17 protein-coding genes are annotated in these 15,494 nt (G+C 65.6%); 6 read left to right on the forward strand and 11 right to left on the reverse strand.

Annotation, left to right across the window (positions count from 1 at the left end; translation table 11 throughout):
* Positions 1-143 precede the first annotated feature (143 nt).
* Complete coding sequence (locus HQ354_RS19350) at positions 144-2,450, forward strand: VanW family protein (RefSeq protein WP_222635385.1); 2,307 nt, start codon at positions 144-146, stop codon at positions 2,448-2,450.
* Here HQ354_RS19350 and HQ354_RS19355 read toward each other — a convergent pair whose 3' ends face one another.
* Positions 2,451-3,212, reverse strand: coding sequence for an SGNH/GDSL hydrolase family protein (locus HQ354_RS19355; RefSeq protein WP_222635384.1), 762 nt, complete (start codon positions 3,210-3,212; stop codon positions 2,451-2,453).
* 165 nt (positions 3,213-3,377) lie between these two features.
* Between HQ354_RS19355 and HQ354_RS19360 the strand changes: the two genes are divergently transcribed.
* From HQ354_RS19360 to HQ354_RS19370, 3 genes are all read left to right on the forward strand, one after another.
* Positions 3,378-3,890: an NADPH-dependent FMN reductase gene (locus tag HQ354_RS19360; protein ID WP_222635383.1), complete on the forward strand. Its 513-nt coding sequence runs from the start codon at positions 3,378-3,380 to the stop codon at positions 3,888-3,890.
* Entirely contained in the window at positions 3,887-4,378 is a 492-nt protein-coding gene (locus tag HQ354_RS19365) for a flavin reductase family protein (protein WP_222635382.1), read from the forward strand. The genes HQ354_RS19360 and HQ354_RS19365 overlap by 4 nt, the downstream gene beginning before the upstream one ends.
* Positions 4,379-4,613: 235 nt before the next feature.
* On the forward strand, positions 4,614-5,570 hold the full coding sequence (locus tag HQ354_RS19370) for a hypothetical protein (RefSeq protein ID WP_222635381.1): 957 nt from the start codon (positions 4,614-4,616) through the stop codon (positions 5,568-5,570).
* 141 nt (positions 5,571-5,711) lie between these two features.
* On the opposite strand, the gene HQ354_RS19375 is transcribed toward HQ354_RS19370, so the two are convergent.
* From HQ354_RS19375 to HQ354_RS19385, 3 genes are all read right to left on the reverse strand, one after another.
* On the reverse strand, positions 5,712-7,547 hold the full coding sequence (locus HQ354_RS19375; RefSeq protein ID WP_222635380.1) for an acyl-CoA dehydrogenase: 1,836 nt from the start codon (positions 7,545-7,547) through the stop codon (positions 5,712-5,714).
* A gap of 77 nt (positions 7,548-7,624) precedes the next feature.
* Complete coding sequence (locus HQ354_RS19380) at positions 7,625-8,248, reverse strand: class I SAM-dependent methyltransferase (protein ID WP_222635379.1); 624 nt, start codon at positions 8,246-8,248, stop codon at positions 7,625-7,627.
* 56 nt (positions 8,249-8,304) lie between these two features.
* Positions 8,305-9,360, reverse strand: coding sequence for a DUF4185 domain-containing protein (locus HQ354_RS19385; protein WP_222635394.1), 1,056 nt, complete (start codon positions 9,358-9,360; stop codon positions 8,305-8,307).
* A gap of 157 nt (positions 9,361-9,517) precedes the next feature.
* On the opposite strand from HQ354_RS19385, the gene HQ354_RS19390 reads away from it, so the two are divergent.
* Positions 9,518-9,946 (forward strand): MarR family winged helix-turn-helix transcriptional regulator, encoded by a 429-nt coding sequence (locus HQ354_RS19390; RefSeq protein ID WP_254303425.1) that lies wholly within the window; start codon positions 9,518-9,520, stop codon positions 9,944-9,946.
* A 3-nt stretch (positions 9,947-9,949) separates the two neighbouring features.
* Here the strand turns inward: HQ354_RS19390 and HQ354_RS19395 are convergent, their stop codons facing one another.
* From HQ354_RS19395 to HQ354_RS19425, 7 genes are read right to left on the reverse strand one after another with little or no spacing between them, the layout of a single operon-like run.
* On the reverse strand, positions 9,950-10,108 hold the full coding sequence (locus HQ354_RS19395) for a hypothetical protein (protein WP_165839641.1): 159 nt from the start codon (positions 10,106-10,108) through the stop codon (positions 9,950-9,952).
* 45 nt (positions 10,109-10,153) lie between these two features.
* Positions 10,154-10,495 (reverse strand): DUF4180 domain-containing protein, encoded by a 342-nt coding sequence (locus HQ354_RS19400; protein WP_068422714.1) that lies wholly within the window; start codon positions 10,493-10,495, stop codon positions 10,154-10,156.
* Complete coding sequence (locus HQ354_RS19405; RefSeq protein ID WP_068422716.1) at positions 10,492-10,908, reverse strand: helix-turn-helix domain-containing protein; 417 nt, start codon at positions 10,906-10,908, stop codon at positions 10,492-10,494. Before HQ354_RS19405 ends, HQ354_RS19400 begins: the two co-directional genes overlap by 4 nt.
* 49 nt (positions 10,909-10,957) lie before the next feature.
* Complete coding sequence (locus HQ354_RS19410; RefSeq protein WP_167676226.1) at positions 10,958-11,605, reverse strand: DUF2064 domain-containing protein; 648 nt, start codon at positions 11,603-11,605, stop codon at positions 10,958-10,960.
* Positions 11,602-12,243, reverse strand: coding sequence for a glycosyltransferase family 2 protein (locus tag HQ354_RS19415; RefSeq protein WP_222635378.1), 642 nt, complete (start codon positions 12,241-12,243; stop codon positions 11,602-11,604). The genes HQ354_RS19410 and HQ354_RS19415 overlap by 4 nt, the downstream gene beginning before the upstream one ends.
* Complete coding sequence (locus HQ354_RS19420) at positions 12,236-13,291, reverse strand: NAD(P)-dependent oxidoreductase (RefSeq protein ID WP_222635377.1); 1,056 nt, start codon at positions 13,289-13,291, stop codon at positions 12,236-12,238. The genes HQ354_RS19415 and HQ354_RS19420 overlap by 8 nt, the downstream gene beginning before the upstream one ends.
* Positions 13,288-14,079, reverse strand: coding sequence for an S-methyl-5'-thioadenosine phosphorylase (locus HQ354_RS19425; RefSeq protein WP_222635376.1), 792 nt, complete (start codon positions 14,077-14,079; stop codon positions 13,288-13,290). The genes HQ354_RS19420 and HQ354_RS19425 overlap by 4 nt, the downstream gene beginning before the upstream one ends.
* A 65-nt stretch (positions 14,080-14,144) precedes the next feature.
* Between HQ354_RS19425 and HQ354_RS19430 the strand changes: the two genes are divergently transcribed.
* Positions 14,145-15,464, forward strand: coding sequence for a hypothetical protein (locus tag HQ354_RS19430; protein WP_222635393.1), 1,320 nt, complete (start codon positions 14,145-14,147; stop codon positions 15,462-15,464).
* Positions 15,465-15,494: the final 30 nt, after the last annotated feature.

Raw genomic sequence — 15,494 nt, forward strand, 5'->3', positions numbered from 1 at the left:
CTGCCTGACCCCCGACCCGGCAGCGGTGCGGGGCCACCTTCGTATTGTCGACCCAATCCTCCGAAGCGAAGGTTCGGTTGCGCCCGCGTAAGCTTCGTGGCGGATGTCGATTGGATTGCTGGGGGTTCGGGAGGGCCGAGAACGTGAGCGTCGGTGGAGACGGTAGGGACAGGCGTGGAGACCAGCCGGATCCCGACGAAGGTACTTCCGCCGGCCAGGATGCCGCACCCGACGTCCCCCCGTACGACGCTCCCACCGAGGTTCTCCGCGCGATCGATCCGAACGAACCGGCCCCCGAGACCGCTCCCGAAAAGCCCGTAGCCGGTCAGCACGAGGCGCCCGTCGACCCGCCGACCGAGGCCTATTCGGCGCTCGCGCCCTCCGACGCCGCAACACCGGACGACGTCGACTCGGCCGCGCCCACGGTAGCTCAGCCGGCGGTGCCGCAGTCCGACGCGCAGCAGCCGGAAACACCAGGGCCCGAAACCACGCAGACCGAAACACTGCAGCCCGAAAAACTAGAGCCCGGAACATCCGAGCCCGAAACGCTCCGGCCCGAAACACCCGAGCCCGCAACACCCGAGCCCGCAACACCCGCGCCCGCAACACCCGAGCCCGAAACACTCGCGCCCGCCGCCCCGGCCCAGCAGTCCGAGGCCGACGGTCCGTCGAAGCGAGTGAAGATCGCGGTCGTCGCGGGAGCCGCCGTCGCGATTCTCGGGGTGTTCTACACGGCCGACATGCTGTCGACGAGCGGGTCGGTGCCCCGCGGTGTCACGGTTGCCGGTATCTCGGTCGGCGGTCTGAGTCACGACGACGCCGAGGAACGTCTGCAGTCCGAGCTCGGCGCACGCGTCGACCAGCCGGTGCGTGTGATCGCCGGCGACCAAGATCTCGAATTGGTCCCTGCTGCAGCAGGTCTCGACGTCGACTGGGCGTCGACGCTCGATCGGGCCGGGTCACAGCCGATCAACCCCTTCACGCGACTGGCGTCGTTCTTCACCGACCGCGAGATCGGTGTGCAGTCGACGGTCGACGAACCCGCGCTCGACGCGGCCGTGGAATCGATTCGCGCACAGACGGATCGGCAGCCGACCGAAGGCGACGTCGTCTTCGAGGGCTCCACGCCCGTCGCGGTGACGCCTGCACCGGGTCAGTCCGTCGACGTGACGGCGGCGCGCGACGAGATCGAATCGAACTGGGCTTTCGGCACTGTCGAGCTTCCGGTCGAGACGGTGGATGTGACCGTGCACCAGGACGAGGTCGACCGCGTTCTTCGAGATGTCGCGACGCCGGCCGTCTCCGCGCCGGTCGTGTTCACCGGTCGAGGTGATGCCACCGCCGTCCTCGCGCCGGACGCCATCGCGAGCGTCGTCTCGTTCGAGCCGGACGGAAACGGTGCTCTCGCAGAGAGATACGACGCGCAGGCCGCCACCGCGATTCTCGCCCCGCAGTTGGCGTCGACGGAAACCCAGCCCAAGGATGCGTCGTTCGCGCTCGGAGGCGGTGCGCCGACAGTGGTGCCCGGTGTCGTCGGCGAACTCGTCCAGTGGCCGAAGACGTTGGAGCAGTTGCCGACTCTGCTCGGATCCTCCGACTCGCGGTCGACCGAGGCCGTCTACGACCAGGCGCAACCCGCGTTGACGACGGAAGGCGCGCAAGCGCTTGGAATCAACGAGGTCATCGGCGAGTTCACGACAGGCGGGTTCGAGTACGCGTCAGGTGTCAACATTCGTCTGACCGCCGACATCGTCAACGGCGCTCTTGTGAAGCCGGGAGAAACGTTCTCGCTCAACGAGTACACCGGGCCCCGTGGGTCGGCGCAGGGATTCGTCGAGTCCGGCATCATCGACAACGGCCGACCCGATCGCGCCGTCGGCGGCGGCATCAGTCAGTTCGCGACGACGCTGTACAACGCGTCGTACTTCGGTGGTATGGAAGACGCCGGGCACACCGAACACAGCTACTACATCAGCCGGTACCCGGAAGCGCGTGAGGCGACGGTGTTCGAGGGCGCGATCGACCTGAAGTTCACCAACCCGACCAAAACCGGTGTGCTGATCGAGTCGTTCGGCACGAGTTCCAATGTCACGGTGCGCCTTTGGGGTACCAAGACGGTCGACGTCGAGTCGATCACCGGACCGCGCACCAACCCGACGAGCCCGAACACGATCACGTTGCCCGCCGGCAGCGCGTGCGTACCGTCGAGCGGTGGACCGGGATTCACGGCAAGCGACACCAGGGTGATCACGGATGTGGCGTCGGGCAACGAGATCTCGCGCAACACGCGGACGGTCAAGTACGACCCGATCCCGATCGTCAGATGCGTCTCACCCGAGCCCGAGCCCGAGCCGGAGGCGCCTGCCGATTCGCCGTCCGAGGAGACCCCGGCGAATCGGCCCGCGCCCGCCGAACCGCCTGCGGCGACCCCACCGGCGGACGGCGAGTAGCTACAGCGCCTGCAACGACGAATGTTTCGGCGCCACACCGTCACCCGACGACGTGCCGCGCAATCGTCTCGACACCCACGGTCCTGCGAACGACCTGACCCACTCCGTGTTCTCCCGACGCCTCTCGGCGGCCGCGAGAGGAGGCAGGGGATCGAGGGCGTCGACCTGGATCGAGTGGGGGACGCCCAGGAAGTCGAGTACTTCCGCTGCCATCCGTGTGTGACCGAGGGTCGACATGTGCAGCCGGTCCCAGTCCCACATACGTGGGTCGTCGTAGCCGTCGAAACGCCAGTAGTCGACCAGCTCGACGCCACGGCGTTCGGCGACGCCGCGGAGCAGCTCGTTGTAGATCGCGGTGCGACCGCGGAGCATGCGGAAGATCGGTGACCAGCCGGCGTCGTAGGCGGTGAAGGCGACGACGCGCGCTCCCGTGGCCTTCAGATCGGCGAGGGCCGCGTCGTAGCGGGCGACGATGCCGTCGATATCGACCTTCGGCCGCATCATGTCGTTTCCGCCTGCGTAGATGGTGACGAGATCCGGGGCCGCCTCGATCGCGATGCCGACCTGGTCCTCGATCACCTGGTCGAGAAGCTTGCCGCGGACGGCGAGGTTCGCGTAGCGGAACTCGGGATTGCCGACGGCCAACTGCTCGGCGACGCGATCTGCCCAGCCCTTGACGCCGTTCGGGCTGGCGGGGTCGGTGTCTCCGACGCCCTCGGTGAACGAATCTCCGAGCGCGATGTAGCTGTCGATCCTTGGCACGTTCCGGCCTCCGTACTCTTGCTAACTATTTGTTCCAGAAAGTCCAGCGTCGCGCGACGCCATTTCATTCCCTCTCGAAAGAATCACGATGATTCTGACCGTGGACACGCGAACCTCGACCGGGTTGGCTGGACGTGCACGTGTTCTCCGATCGAAAGTAGGCGCATGACAGTCACGGTGGTGGCAGGCAATCCGAAGCCGGGTTCGCGAACCCTCGAGGCGGCGGGACTGCTCGCATCGCAGCTCACCGGTGGGCAGGCGGACCAGGAGATCGACGTCGTCACCTTGGGCGCGGGCCTGCTCGGGTGGGGTGACGACGCGGTGAAGGCGGCCGTGGACACGGTTGCGTCCAGCGACATCGTGGTCTTCGCGAGCCCGACGTTCAAGGCGACGTACACCGGTCTTCTCAAACTGTTTCTGGACCAGTTCGCCACCGACGAGGGTTTGCGTGACGTCGTCGCCGTTCCGCTGATGCTGGGCGCAGGGCCCGCGCATGCGTTGGCACCCGATCTGCTGCTGAAGCCGGTGCTCGTCGAGCTCGGTGCGATCACCCCTGCACCTGGTCTGTACCTGTTGGACAGCAGCTACACCACCGATACTCGTATCGTGGACTATGCGCGGCGATGGGGACCCACCGTCACGGCCGCAGCAGACGCACGAAAGGGAGCATCGGCATGACGCTCACGCACACCGACCTCGACCAGACGACGCTTCGTCAGGCCTACGCCCAGTTCCCCAGCGGTGTCGTCGCCATCGCCGCCGAAATCGACGGGACCCCGGTCGGACTTGCTGCGAGCAGCTTCGTCGCGGTGTCGATCGAACCTCCACTCGTCGCCGTCTGCATTCAGAACACGTCGACGACGTGGCCGAAGCTCGAGGGTCTGAGCAGCATCGGCGTCAGCGTCCTCGGGGAAGCGCACAACGACGCCGCCCGCACCCTCGCGGCGAAGACCGGTGACCGGTTCGCAGGTCTCGAGCTGTTGACCACCGACCAGGGCGCAGTGTTCATCGAGGGTGCCACCGCCTGGCTGGAGACCAGCATCGACCAGCAGGTTCCCGCCGGCGACCACGTCATCGTGCTGCTGCGTATCCATTCGCTCGAGGTTCAGAGCGAGATCAGTCCGATCATCTTCCACGGCAGCAAGTTCCGCCGTCTGCAGGTGTAGCGTCCTTCCTCCCCCACACGGCTGATCGCGAGAACGCGGTCCGTAGCCGCTCACCGTTTCGCCAGGTGCACGGCAAATGGCCAACGATTACGCGCGCGTCTGGCGAAATGGTGAGCATGTGTCACGGACCTCATTACGGTACGTCCGTGCCGGAATCTATCCACAGGCCCAGAACTTGTGCACAGATTGCGGTGGAGCCCGTTTGGGAGCGTTGGCAGCGTGCAGTCTTGGCGGCATGGAACTCGATCCCACCCGGCTGCTCAGTCGTCGCGACGCGTTGTCGATGGGCCTGGCCGACCACGAAATTCGCGCGCTGCGCACGAGCGGCGGCTGGAGGACGCTGCACCACGGTAACTACATCGGTGCAGACCACTCGGACTCTCTCGACGCCAGGTCCACGCATCGACTACTCATCGACGCGGTCTTGCCCACGTTGTCGGACAAGGCAGTGGTGAGTCATGAATCGGCTGCGATACTTCATGGACTTCCCCTCTACGGGGTCGATTTGTCACGGGTCCACGTGACACGTGACCGGCGTGGTGGTGGCCGGACGTCCAAAGGGGTGGTGACGCACTGTTCGCCCCTCGGCGAAGTTGTGATCGTCGACGGCTTTCGAACCACGACACTCGCACGCACGCTCGTCGACATCGCTCGGACAATGTCACTGGATACCGCGGTGGTGCTCGGTGATGTCGCGATGAGGCACGGCGCATCGCTCGACGAAGTCGCAGAAGAGTTGGAACGTGCACGTCGATGGCAGGGCATCGCCTCTGCCCGGCGTGTCGCGGACATGGTGGACGCGCGGAGCGAAAGCGTCGCCGAGTCGTTGAGTCGAATTCGGCTGCATCAGCACGGTTTTCGGGACGTCGAGCTACAGGTGGAGGTTCGCGATCCGAGGGGCAGGTTCCTCGGACGAAGTGATTTCGGTGTGACGCCCGCGGTCATGGGTGAGTGCGACGGCAAGGTGAAGTACGGGAAATTCCTTCGCCCTGGGCAGGATCCCGGGGACGCTGTCTTCGAGGAGAAGAAGCGGGAGGACTCGATCCGCGACACCGGACTGCAGGTCGTCAGGTGGACGTGGAGCGAGATCTTCACGTTCGACGTCGTAGTGGACCGCATCCGTCGAGCGATCGTGAGGGCCGAGAACTCCCCGAAGCCGACGGCCAGCGTGCGGCCGGGAAAGCTCCGTTAGTGGCTCACCGTTTTGCCAGGTGCACGGCAAATGGCCAACGATTACGCGTGCATCCAGCGAAATGGTGAGCGTCTGCGCGCAAAACCCCGAAACACCAACGGCCGCACCCGAAGTCGGGTGCGGCCGTCGAGAAGCCAAAGATCAGAATGCGGCTTCGTCGAGCTCCATGACGTCGAGGTCGAGGTTCGTCAGGATGGTGCGAGTTGCCGTGAGCTGCGGGAGCACGTTTTTGGCGAAGAACGATGCCACAGCGACCTTGCCCTCGTAGAAGGCCTTGTCTGCGCCCTCGGCACCGTTGTCGAGTGCCGTGATGGCGATTTCGGCCTGACGCTGCAGCAGCCAGCCGATGAGCAGGTCACCGAAGGCCATGAGGAAGCGCACGGATGCGAGTCCGACCTTGTACAGCTCGGTCGGGTGTTCCTGAGCGCCCATGAGCTGCTGGGTCATCGAGGTGACGATGGCCTGCACGTCTTCGAGCGCAGTGTTCAGCAGTGCGCGCTCTGCCTTGAGGCGGCCGTTGCCCGCTTCGCTGTCGATGAACGACTTGATCTGTCCTGCAACGTGAGCCAGCGCTACGCCGCGGTCGCGGGCGATCTTGCGGAAGAAGAAGTCCTGCGCCTGGATGGCCGTGGTGCCCTCGTACAGCGAGTCGATCTTCGAGTCACGGATGTACTGCTCGATGGGGTAGTCCTGCAGGAAGCCGGAACCACCGAGAGTCTGCAGCGACTCTGCCAGCTGGTGGTACGCGATCTCCGAACCGACACCCTTGACGATGGGCAGCAGCAGGTCGTTGACGCGGAAGGCGATGTCCTCGTCGGCGCCGGACACCTGCTTCGCGGTGATCGGATCCTGGTGGGCGGCCGTGAACAGGTAGACCGCGCGGAGGCCCTCGGCGTACGCCTTCTGCGTCATCAGGCTGCGTCGGACGTCGGGGTGGTGCGTGATGGTGACGCGCGGCGCGGACTTGTCCGTCATCTGCGTCAGGTCGGCGCCCTGGACACGCTCCTTGGCGTAGTCCAGTGCATTGAGGTAGCCGGTGGACAGCGTGGCAATTGCCTTGGTGCCGACCATCATTCGCGCGTGCTCGATGACGTCGAACATCTGCGCGATGCCCTTGTGAACCTCGCCGACGAGCCATCCCTGCGCGGGAATGCCGTGGCCGCCGAACGTCAGTTCACACGTGGCCGACGCCTTCAGGCCCATCTTGTGCTCGACGCCGGTGACGAAGACGCCGTTGCGCTCGCCCAGCTCGCCCTTCTCGAAGTCGAAGTGCGTGTTCGGGACGAAGAAGAGGCTGAGCCCCTTGGTGCCGGGTCCTGCGCCCTCGGGGCGGGCCAGCACGAGGTGGAAAATGTTCTCGAACAGGTCGTCGGAGACGGCCGAGGTGATGAAGCGCTTGACGCCCTCGATGTGCCAGGAGCCGTCTTCCTGCTTGATCGCCTTGGTGCGGCCTGCGCCGACGTCGGATCCGGCATCCGGCTCGGTGAGAACCATCGTGGCGCCCCACTGGCGCTCTGCGATGACCTTGGCCCATTCCTTCTGCTCGTCGGTTCCGTTGTGGAACAGCACGTTGGCGAAGGAAGGTCCGGCGGAGTACATGAATGCAGCGGGCTGAGAACCGAGGAGCATCTCGTTGATGGCCCAGCCCAGGTTGCGAGGTGCAGCGATGCCGCCGATCTCCTCGTCGAGGCCGACGCGCCACCATTCACCGTCGTAGAGCGCCTTGAACGACTTCTTGAACGAGTCGGGCAGCTTCAGGGTGTGGGTCTCGGGGTCGAACACGGGTGGGTTGCGGTCCGCGTCCGCGAAGGATTCGGCCAGCGGGCCCTCGGACAGGCGTACTACCTCGCGAAGCATGTCGCGGGCCGCCTCGCCGTCGAGGTCGCCGAAGTTGTCACCCGAGAGGGACTCGTCGAGCCCGAACAGCTCGAAGAGGTTGAACTCGAGATCCCGAAGGTTGCTCTTGTAATGGCCCATTGCGTCGCTCTCCAGTCGGTGGTGCGGTCTCGTGAGTACCGCCCAAGTTAGCTACTCGTCGGTAACATAGAGGCATGTTACCCCCGTTCGTTCCGGCTGCCAAGACCGGACTTACCGGCGAGTAGCAAAGCATCGATGGCGGTACCACTGTCAGTTGTTCTGAGCCTTCTGTCGCATCGAGAAACGACGGCTCGATCCCCGACATCGATCGCCAATTCCTCTGCCGTATAGAGTAGTTCGGGATTCTGGGGTCCGCCCACCCCAGCGGAGATGTTGTCGGAATGATGCCCGAGAATCATGAGGATTCCGTCAGGTTTCAGCGCGTCGAGCGCGTTGCGGATTGCTTTGCGGCGTTGCTCGTGGGGCAGATGTAGATACAGCACGAGAACCAAGTCATACGTCGGCTTGGGAGCGATCTGCGTCACGTCCGCATGAACCCACGTCAGCCGGTCGCGGACCGACTTCGGCGACCGCGACGCGATCTCGTGCCCCTTCGTCAGTCCGACCGCAGAGAAGTCGACGGCCGTCACCTCCCAGCCGCGCGTAGCGAGCCAGAGCGCGTTGCGCCCCTCGCCCGACGCCAGATCCAGCGCACGACCGCGCGGCAGCGACGTGGCGATCTCGACGAGCGTCTGATTGGGCGGCGCTCCGTAGACCAGATCCCGGCTCGAATACTTGCGGTCCCAGTCTGCGGCGTCCATGTCACGAGCCTATCGGCGTGACACCGCAGCCAGCAGCCCGGCTGAAACAGGCTGTCCTACAGCGTCGTACGCAGCATCAGGACGTTGTAGTTCTGATGCACGGTGGCGAGGAAGTAGAGATCCCGGCCCGACGACCACGGGTGAATGAACGGCGCGTATGCGCTCGGGAGTTGTCGCGTGTCGACGACGACCTCGGGCGGACTCCACGGACCGGTGGGGGACGAGGCACGCCGCATCACGATGGAGTTGAAGGGGTCGGTGGTGAGCATCAGGTACTGACCCAGGTACTCGTTGTACGCGACGGACAGCTCACCGACGTTGTCGACGATCGGGACAGCTGCTGCCGGGTCGTTCTTCTTCCACTCGCTGCCGTTCCAGTACTCGTACTCGCCGAGATTCAGGATGTCCTTCTCGGGCACCCGTGCGACGTGACCGAAGTTGCCTCGTCCCGGAGGGGTTCCGTAGACGTACACGAAACCGCCGTCCTTCAGGAACGCGTTCTGCTGGAAGTTGCGGTTCCCGCCGTCGCAGTTGCGCTGCGTCTCGGGGACGACCGCCCAGTTCTCGCCGTTGTCGCCCGAAACGGCGAGGCCGGAGTAGTTGGTCTCCCACTTGCCGGGCTCGCCCCAGTTCTTGACCGACATCAAGCTCATGAACTGGTTGGGGCCGAGGGCGACCCCGGCCGTCGGAATGCGGCTGATCTCGACGAAGGGGATCTTCGGGCTGGGAACGAGTTCCTTGGCCTGGCCCAGTGGGTCGCGAACGATGCTGTCGAAGTTCATGCCGTCGGCGAGATTGCCGTCGCGGCTGCGCACGAGCGAGTTGCTCTTCCAGGACCAGACGCTGCCCTGCAACAGATTGGGCAGGCCGAGTCCGGCGGTGTCTCCGAAGGCGGTGAGGATTTCGCCGTTGCCGTTGTCCCACATGATGCCGAGGTCGGTGCCGAGCATGTTGTAGTTCTGGGTCATGTTGGCGCTGGCGAGGCCTGTCGCCTGTGCGACCGCGACAGTGCGTCCCGTCAGGGGCGGGAGGCCGAACACCCCGTTGAGACCCGGAATCGGATTGACGGCATTGGGGTTCGCGCCAGCCGGTCCTGCAGCGACCAGCGACATCACGAGCACAGCAATACCTACGGCAAGAGATCGTTTCACCAAGCCCCCCGGCTACCACCCTGTTTCGAACGAGCGCCCGGTAGTTTAGCCCAAGAAACCGACAGAAACGGGAAATCGGTTCTCGAACTGCACTGATTCGCCGCGCTAACCTGATCGTGTGAGCACCGACCCGCACCTCGCGAGGGATCTGTCGGTCATGGCCATGCGTCTGAACCGGCAGCTCAGGTTGCGGCATTCCAGCGACAAGATTCCCGTCGCACATCTGTCGATTCTGGCGACGCTGTTTCGCGAGGGGCCGACGACGACGGGTGAGCTCGCCGTGCGAGAGCGGATCAAGCCACCGTCGATCTCACGGTCGTCGTCCGCGCTGCTCGAGATGGGCTTGATCGAGCGTGTTCCGCACCCGACGGACGGTCGCCAGGTGCTGCTGACGCTCACCGACGAGGGCCGTCGAGTGGCGTCGCAGGATGTCGCGTCACGCGAGAGAGTTCTCGCGGAGCAGTTGGCCGAGTTGACGGACGAGCAGCGTGACACGCTGGCCACCGCTGCGGACATCCTGAACGGAATAGTGGAACGGGCCGATTAGCGCTCAGTCGTGATGCACGCTGTCGTCGATCTCCGAGGTGTTCCAGTTCAGCGTCGAGCCGAGTTCTTCGTTGTCGGCTCGCTTCGCGACACGGCCCAGTACGACGGCGACAATCAATGCCAACGCCAACCAGATCGCAATGCCGATGAGTAACCCGACCACATGATGTTTCTAGCACTCGCCTCTGAGAAAAACCGTAGAAACCAGCTAGTCGATTGTTGCGATGCGATCTTGTAGAGATCTTCGGTCGGCAACGAACCAGATGTGTCGGCCACGATTGGACTCGGCGACGAATGCGCGCAGCGACTCGCTGACCTGCGTGAATCTGCTGATGTCACCCACGATGGCCAGCCGAATTCGATAGTTCACCAATTTCTGCGTGAATTCCCCCATCAGCCGAGTTCGGAGCTCGAAGAATTCGGGACGAAATCGTTCGGCAGGAATGGCGATCATTGTTGCTTCAAGTCCGAATGCGTCACCGACCAGGTCGACGGCATCGGATTCCGAACCGAGCTTCGGTCCTTCGGCGTCGACGAACAGGATGGTCATCGCGTCCCCTCGACGAAGGCGTCGACGAGACGCAGCACTTCCGCGGTGTCGAGGGCGTCGCCGATCACGACGATCTTGCAGGTCGACGCGGTGTCGTCGTACGCGGTGTCGATCCGCAGGCGTGTTCCGGCGTTGCCGCGGCCCATGGCGGAAGCCTGAAGCGACGTGGCCAGGCGCGACGCGGTCTGCCGGTCGATCGTGTCGACGGTGACGATGCTGGTGACGTGCACGTCGGGACGATCGGCGGGAGCGTCGCCTCCGGTGAGCGACGCGAGTCCGGCAGGCGTGATGCGGTACTGCTTGCCGATCCGCACCGCGGGCAGCCGGCCGTCCTGGATGTAGTTGCGTACGGTCCGCACGTGCAGGCCGAGAAGCTCGGCGACCTGCTCGGCGGTGTAGAAGTCATTCCCCATACTTCCCTATCCTACGCCAAAGGCGCCGTTAGCAGTAATGTACAGCCCTCTATACAATCGCACTCACGAGGGCGAAGCGCCCACCCGGCGGACAATCCGCCGCGACGATCGCCAGATCGGACGCATGATCCACGTCCCGCAGCACGTCGAGCATCGTGACCTCCGCGCCCCGGGCCGTCAGGGCCGCCAGCGTCTCGGCACCCGTCTCGGGCGTGGACATCGGCACGTCGAGCAGCGCCCGCGCCAACGACGGGTCGGGGATTCCCAGCGCCCACCACCCGCCGTCCTCGGCCATGCCCAGCACTGATTGCCCGTCGGTCAACCGCGACGCCGACACGTTCAGCAGCTCGGGCGTCACCTGAGGCGTGTCCATGCCGATCTGGAACACAGGTAGCCCGTGGAAGGCGTCCATGTGTGCATTCACGAGTCGCTCGGCGAATCCGTCGCCGCGCTGTCGAACCACGGTGTACGACGCCAACCTGGCGGCGATCTCGGTCCCTCGGGCGGCGGCGTCGAGGTCGCCTGTCAGTGCGACGACGCGGGTCGCGAAGTCGGCGTCCGCGACCGCGTCGAGCGTGTCGAGCAGTGCGGCGGCGGCGATGTCGGCGGCCGCGTCGGCACCGACGGTGGCGGCCAGCCGCGTCTTGGCGAGACCGGGGACCGGGGCCTTGGCGACGACGAGTGCGGTGACGTTCACTCCGACAGCACCTTCCAGAAATCGCGCACCGCGACGACGGTGCCCTTGACCGAACCGGACACCTTCGATGCGCCTGCTGTGCGTGGGCTGTAGGTGACGTCGCGTTCGACGACGCGCCATCCCGCTTTCGACGCGAGCACCAGCAATTGCAGCGGGTAGCCGGAGCGGCGGTCGGTGACGTTCAGGTCGAGGAGCGCTGCGCGACGCACCGCGCGGATCGCACCGAGATCGTGCACGGGTAAGCCGTATTTCGTGCGAAGGCGAAGGGACAGAACGTAATTGCCGAGGCGCGCATGTATCGGCGAGTGTCTCGATCTGCGGCGTCCTACCACGAGGTCGGCATGCTCCAACCCCGCGACGAGCATCGGAAGCTCGGCGGGATCCATCGAGCCGTCGCCGTCGAGAACGCACACGATGTCGGTATCGGCGGCCAGAACCCCGGCGTGAACGGCCGACCCGTAGCCGGGCCGGGTCTCGTGGACGACCGTCGCCCCGTGCGCGCGAGCGACGTCGGCGGTGCCGTCGGTCGAGTTGTTGTCGACCACGACGACGCGGTAGCCGCCCGGGACACGCGCGAGAACGCCGGGCAGAGAACCGGATTCGTTCATGCACGGGATGATCACGGTCACGTCAGACACTCGGCGCTCCTGTGCTTTCGGCGTCGCGCAGAGGAGCTGTTGCGAACTCGCGCAGTCCGTCCCGTGGCCTGATGGCTGCCTCGAACCCGATCAGCTGCCGTGCCCGCTCCGGGCTCGCGACGATGTGCCGGACGTCGCCCGATCGATACTGGCCCGTCACCTCGGGGGCTGGGCCGTTGCACGCGTCGGACAGTGCGCTGGCGACCTCGCCGATGGTGATCGGCTGTCCGGACGACACGTTCAGTGCCGTGAACCCCGGCAACGCGGCGTCGATCGACAGAACATTGGCCGACGCGACGTCGTGGACATGGACGAAATCGCGGGCCTGCGCCCCGTCCTCGTATACCTGCGGCGCGCGGCCGGCCTCGAGCGACGACCGAAACATCGCTGCGACACCGGAATACGGTGTGTTCCGCGGCATGTGCGGACCGTAGACGTTGTGGTAGCGCAGCGCTGTCACGAATCCGCCCGTCGCGAGCGACCAGGCGAGTGCGTAGTTCTCCTGGGCGAGCTTGCTTGCGGCATAGGTGCTTCGAGGGTGCAGCGGCGCGTCCTCGGGCACGGGAGTCCACTCCAGCGATTCACCGGTGTCCGGGTCGGTGTTGTCGAAGCGGCCCGAATCCAGATCTGCACGGGTCCGCGGGCCGGGAACGACGATCCTGCCGTCCTCGGTGCGATAGCGTCCCTCGCCGTAGACGACCATCGACGACGCCAACACCAGCCGCGTGCATCCGGCGTCGGCCATCGCCGCGAGCAACACGGCGGTGCCGAAGTCGTTGTGGCTTGCATACGCCGGGGCGTCGGCGGCATTCACACCCGCGCCGACGACGGCAGCCTGATGACAGACGACGTCGACGCCTTTCAGCGAGGACGCCAACGCCTCTCGGTCCCGCACGTCGACTGCGGCAATGCCGTCGGACCGCCCCGAATCACCGTGAGCCGACGCCAGATACGCGTCGACGGCCACGACGTCGTGTTCGGGACGCAATGCCTCGAGAACATGACCGCCGATGAAACCGGCTGCACCGGTGAGCAATACGCGTGTCATGGCAACTCGATCGGAAGATCGGCGCCGTCGTGGATTCGGCAGGACGAACACGGACCGGGCGGAGCTGCGCCGATGGCGCCACGCACCAACGTCTTCAACGGCTCGATGTTCCGCGCGAACTCGGCGAACACGTCGACCGCGCGAACACCCTGTCCCGCTTCGATTCCTGCATCGAGATCGGTGACGAGGGCGATCGGCGCGTAGCAGAGCTCGAGTTCCCGGGCGAGGACTGCTTCCGGGTGGCCCGTCATGTTGACCAGCGTCCACCCCTGCCGGGCGAACCACTGACTCTCGGCCCGCGTCGAGAACCGCGGTCCTTCGACGACCACCATCGTGCCGCCGTCGACGACTCCGTCCTGCAGTGCCGCAGCACGCAGATCGCCGCAGTACGGATCGGCGAACTCGACGTGCACCCCACCCTCGTCGAAGTACGTCTGCGCGCGCCCGGACGTACGGTCGACGAGTTGGTCGGGGACGACGAACGTTCCCGGCCCGTACCGGGCCACCAGACTGCCGACGGCACACGGGGCGAAGACGCGCTGTACGCCCAGCGACCGCAGCGCCCACATGTTCGCCCGGTACGGAAGAGTGTGCGGGGAGTACTCGTGCTTCGCGCCGTGCCGAGGCAGGAACGCGACGCTGCGCCCGTCGACATCGCCCACGGTGATGGGCCCACTCGTAGTCCCGTACGGGGTGTCGACCACGACGGACTCGGCGTCGTCGTCGAAGAACGAGTAGAAGCCGCTGCCGCCGATGACGGCTACGTCGGGGCGGGCACTGGTTGTCATGGTTCCCTCTTCCATCCTCTTCTATGCTGTGCGCAACGAGTGACTCGCACGAACGTTAGGTGAACATCATCCGGTATTGGAGAGAATCCGTCGCGGCCGTTCTTGCCGTTGCACTCGTCGCGGTGGCGTTCGTCGTCCCCTACCTGGGCAACGAGCTCGTCACGCCGATCATCAACAGAACTCCGCAGCAGGTCCGCGATTTCGCCGACGCGGCACCGCTTTTCGGGTTCCGTGAGATCCACTTCGGCTGGGGCACACCGTTCGCGATCCTGCTCGGCGTCGCCGCCGTGCTGTGGGGTCCCGAGATCGCTCGACGGCTGTCGTGGCGACGGCTCCTGCTGTCGACGTGGGCCGCGTCGGGTGCGTGGACCATGTCGCTCGCGATGATCGACGGGTGGCGACGGGGATTCGTCGACCGGCTCGCGTCGACCGACGAGTATCTGCACGAGGTCCCCGGCATCACCGACATCCCGGAGACGTTGCGCGGCTTCTCCGAACGCATTCTCGACTACCAACCCGACTCGTGGACGACGCACGTCTCCGGCCACCCGCCGGGTGCGTTGCTGACGTTCGTGTGGCTCGACCGTCTCGGGCTGAGCGGCGGCGCGTGGGCCGCGGGGCTGTGCGTTCTGGTGGGAACCAGCGCGGCGATGGCGGTCATGGTGGCGCTGCGGGCTCTCGGTGACGAGACGATGGCGCGTCGGGCAGCGCCGTTCGTCGCGATCGCACCCGCCGCGATCTGGATCGCCGTGTCCGCCGACGCGTTCTACACCGGTGTCGTCGCGTGGGGCATTGCGCTGCTGGCCGTTTCGACGAAGCATCACCGGTGGCCGGCGTCCATCGCGGCCGGTGTGCTGCTCGGGTTCGGCATCTACCTCAACTACGGTCTCGTGCTGATGGGGCTGCCTGCGATCGCGGTGCTGATCGCGGCGCGCACGGCGTGGTCGTTGGTCGGCGCCGTCGCCGGCGCGCTGGTCGTCACGGCGATCTTCACGGCGTACGGCTTCTGGTGGTTCGACGGGTACGAGCTGGTCCAGGAACGCTACTACCAGGGCATCGCGACGGACCGGCCGTTCGCGTACTGGGGCTGGGCCAACTTCGCAGCGCTGTTCTGCGCGTTGGGTGTTGCCGTACCGGCCGCACTGCCGCGCATCTTCACGAGGCTGCATCCGGTGAATCTGCTCGTGCTCGCGGGGCTCGCCGCCGTCGTCATGGCCGACCTGAGTCAACTCAGCAAGGCCGAGACCGAACGCATCTGGCTGCCGTTCGCGATGTGGATGTTGTTGGCCCCCGCGGTACTTCCCGCGCGGACGCACAAGTTCTGGCTTGCCCTGCAGGTACTCGCGGCGCTGCTGATCAATCATCTGCTGTTCACGAACTGGTAGTGCGGCTGCGCCGCCCGTGCGTGCATAGTT

The sequence above is a fragment of the Rhodococcus sp. BP-261 genome, from assembly GCF_019835205.1.
In the GTDB taxonomy this organism is placed as follows: domain Bacteria; phylum Actinomycetota; class Actinomycetes; order Mycobacteriales; family Mycobacteriaceae; genus Rhodococcoides; species Rhodococcoides kyotonensis_B.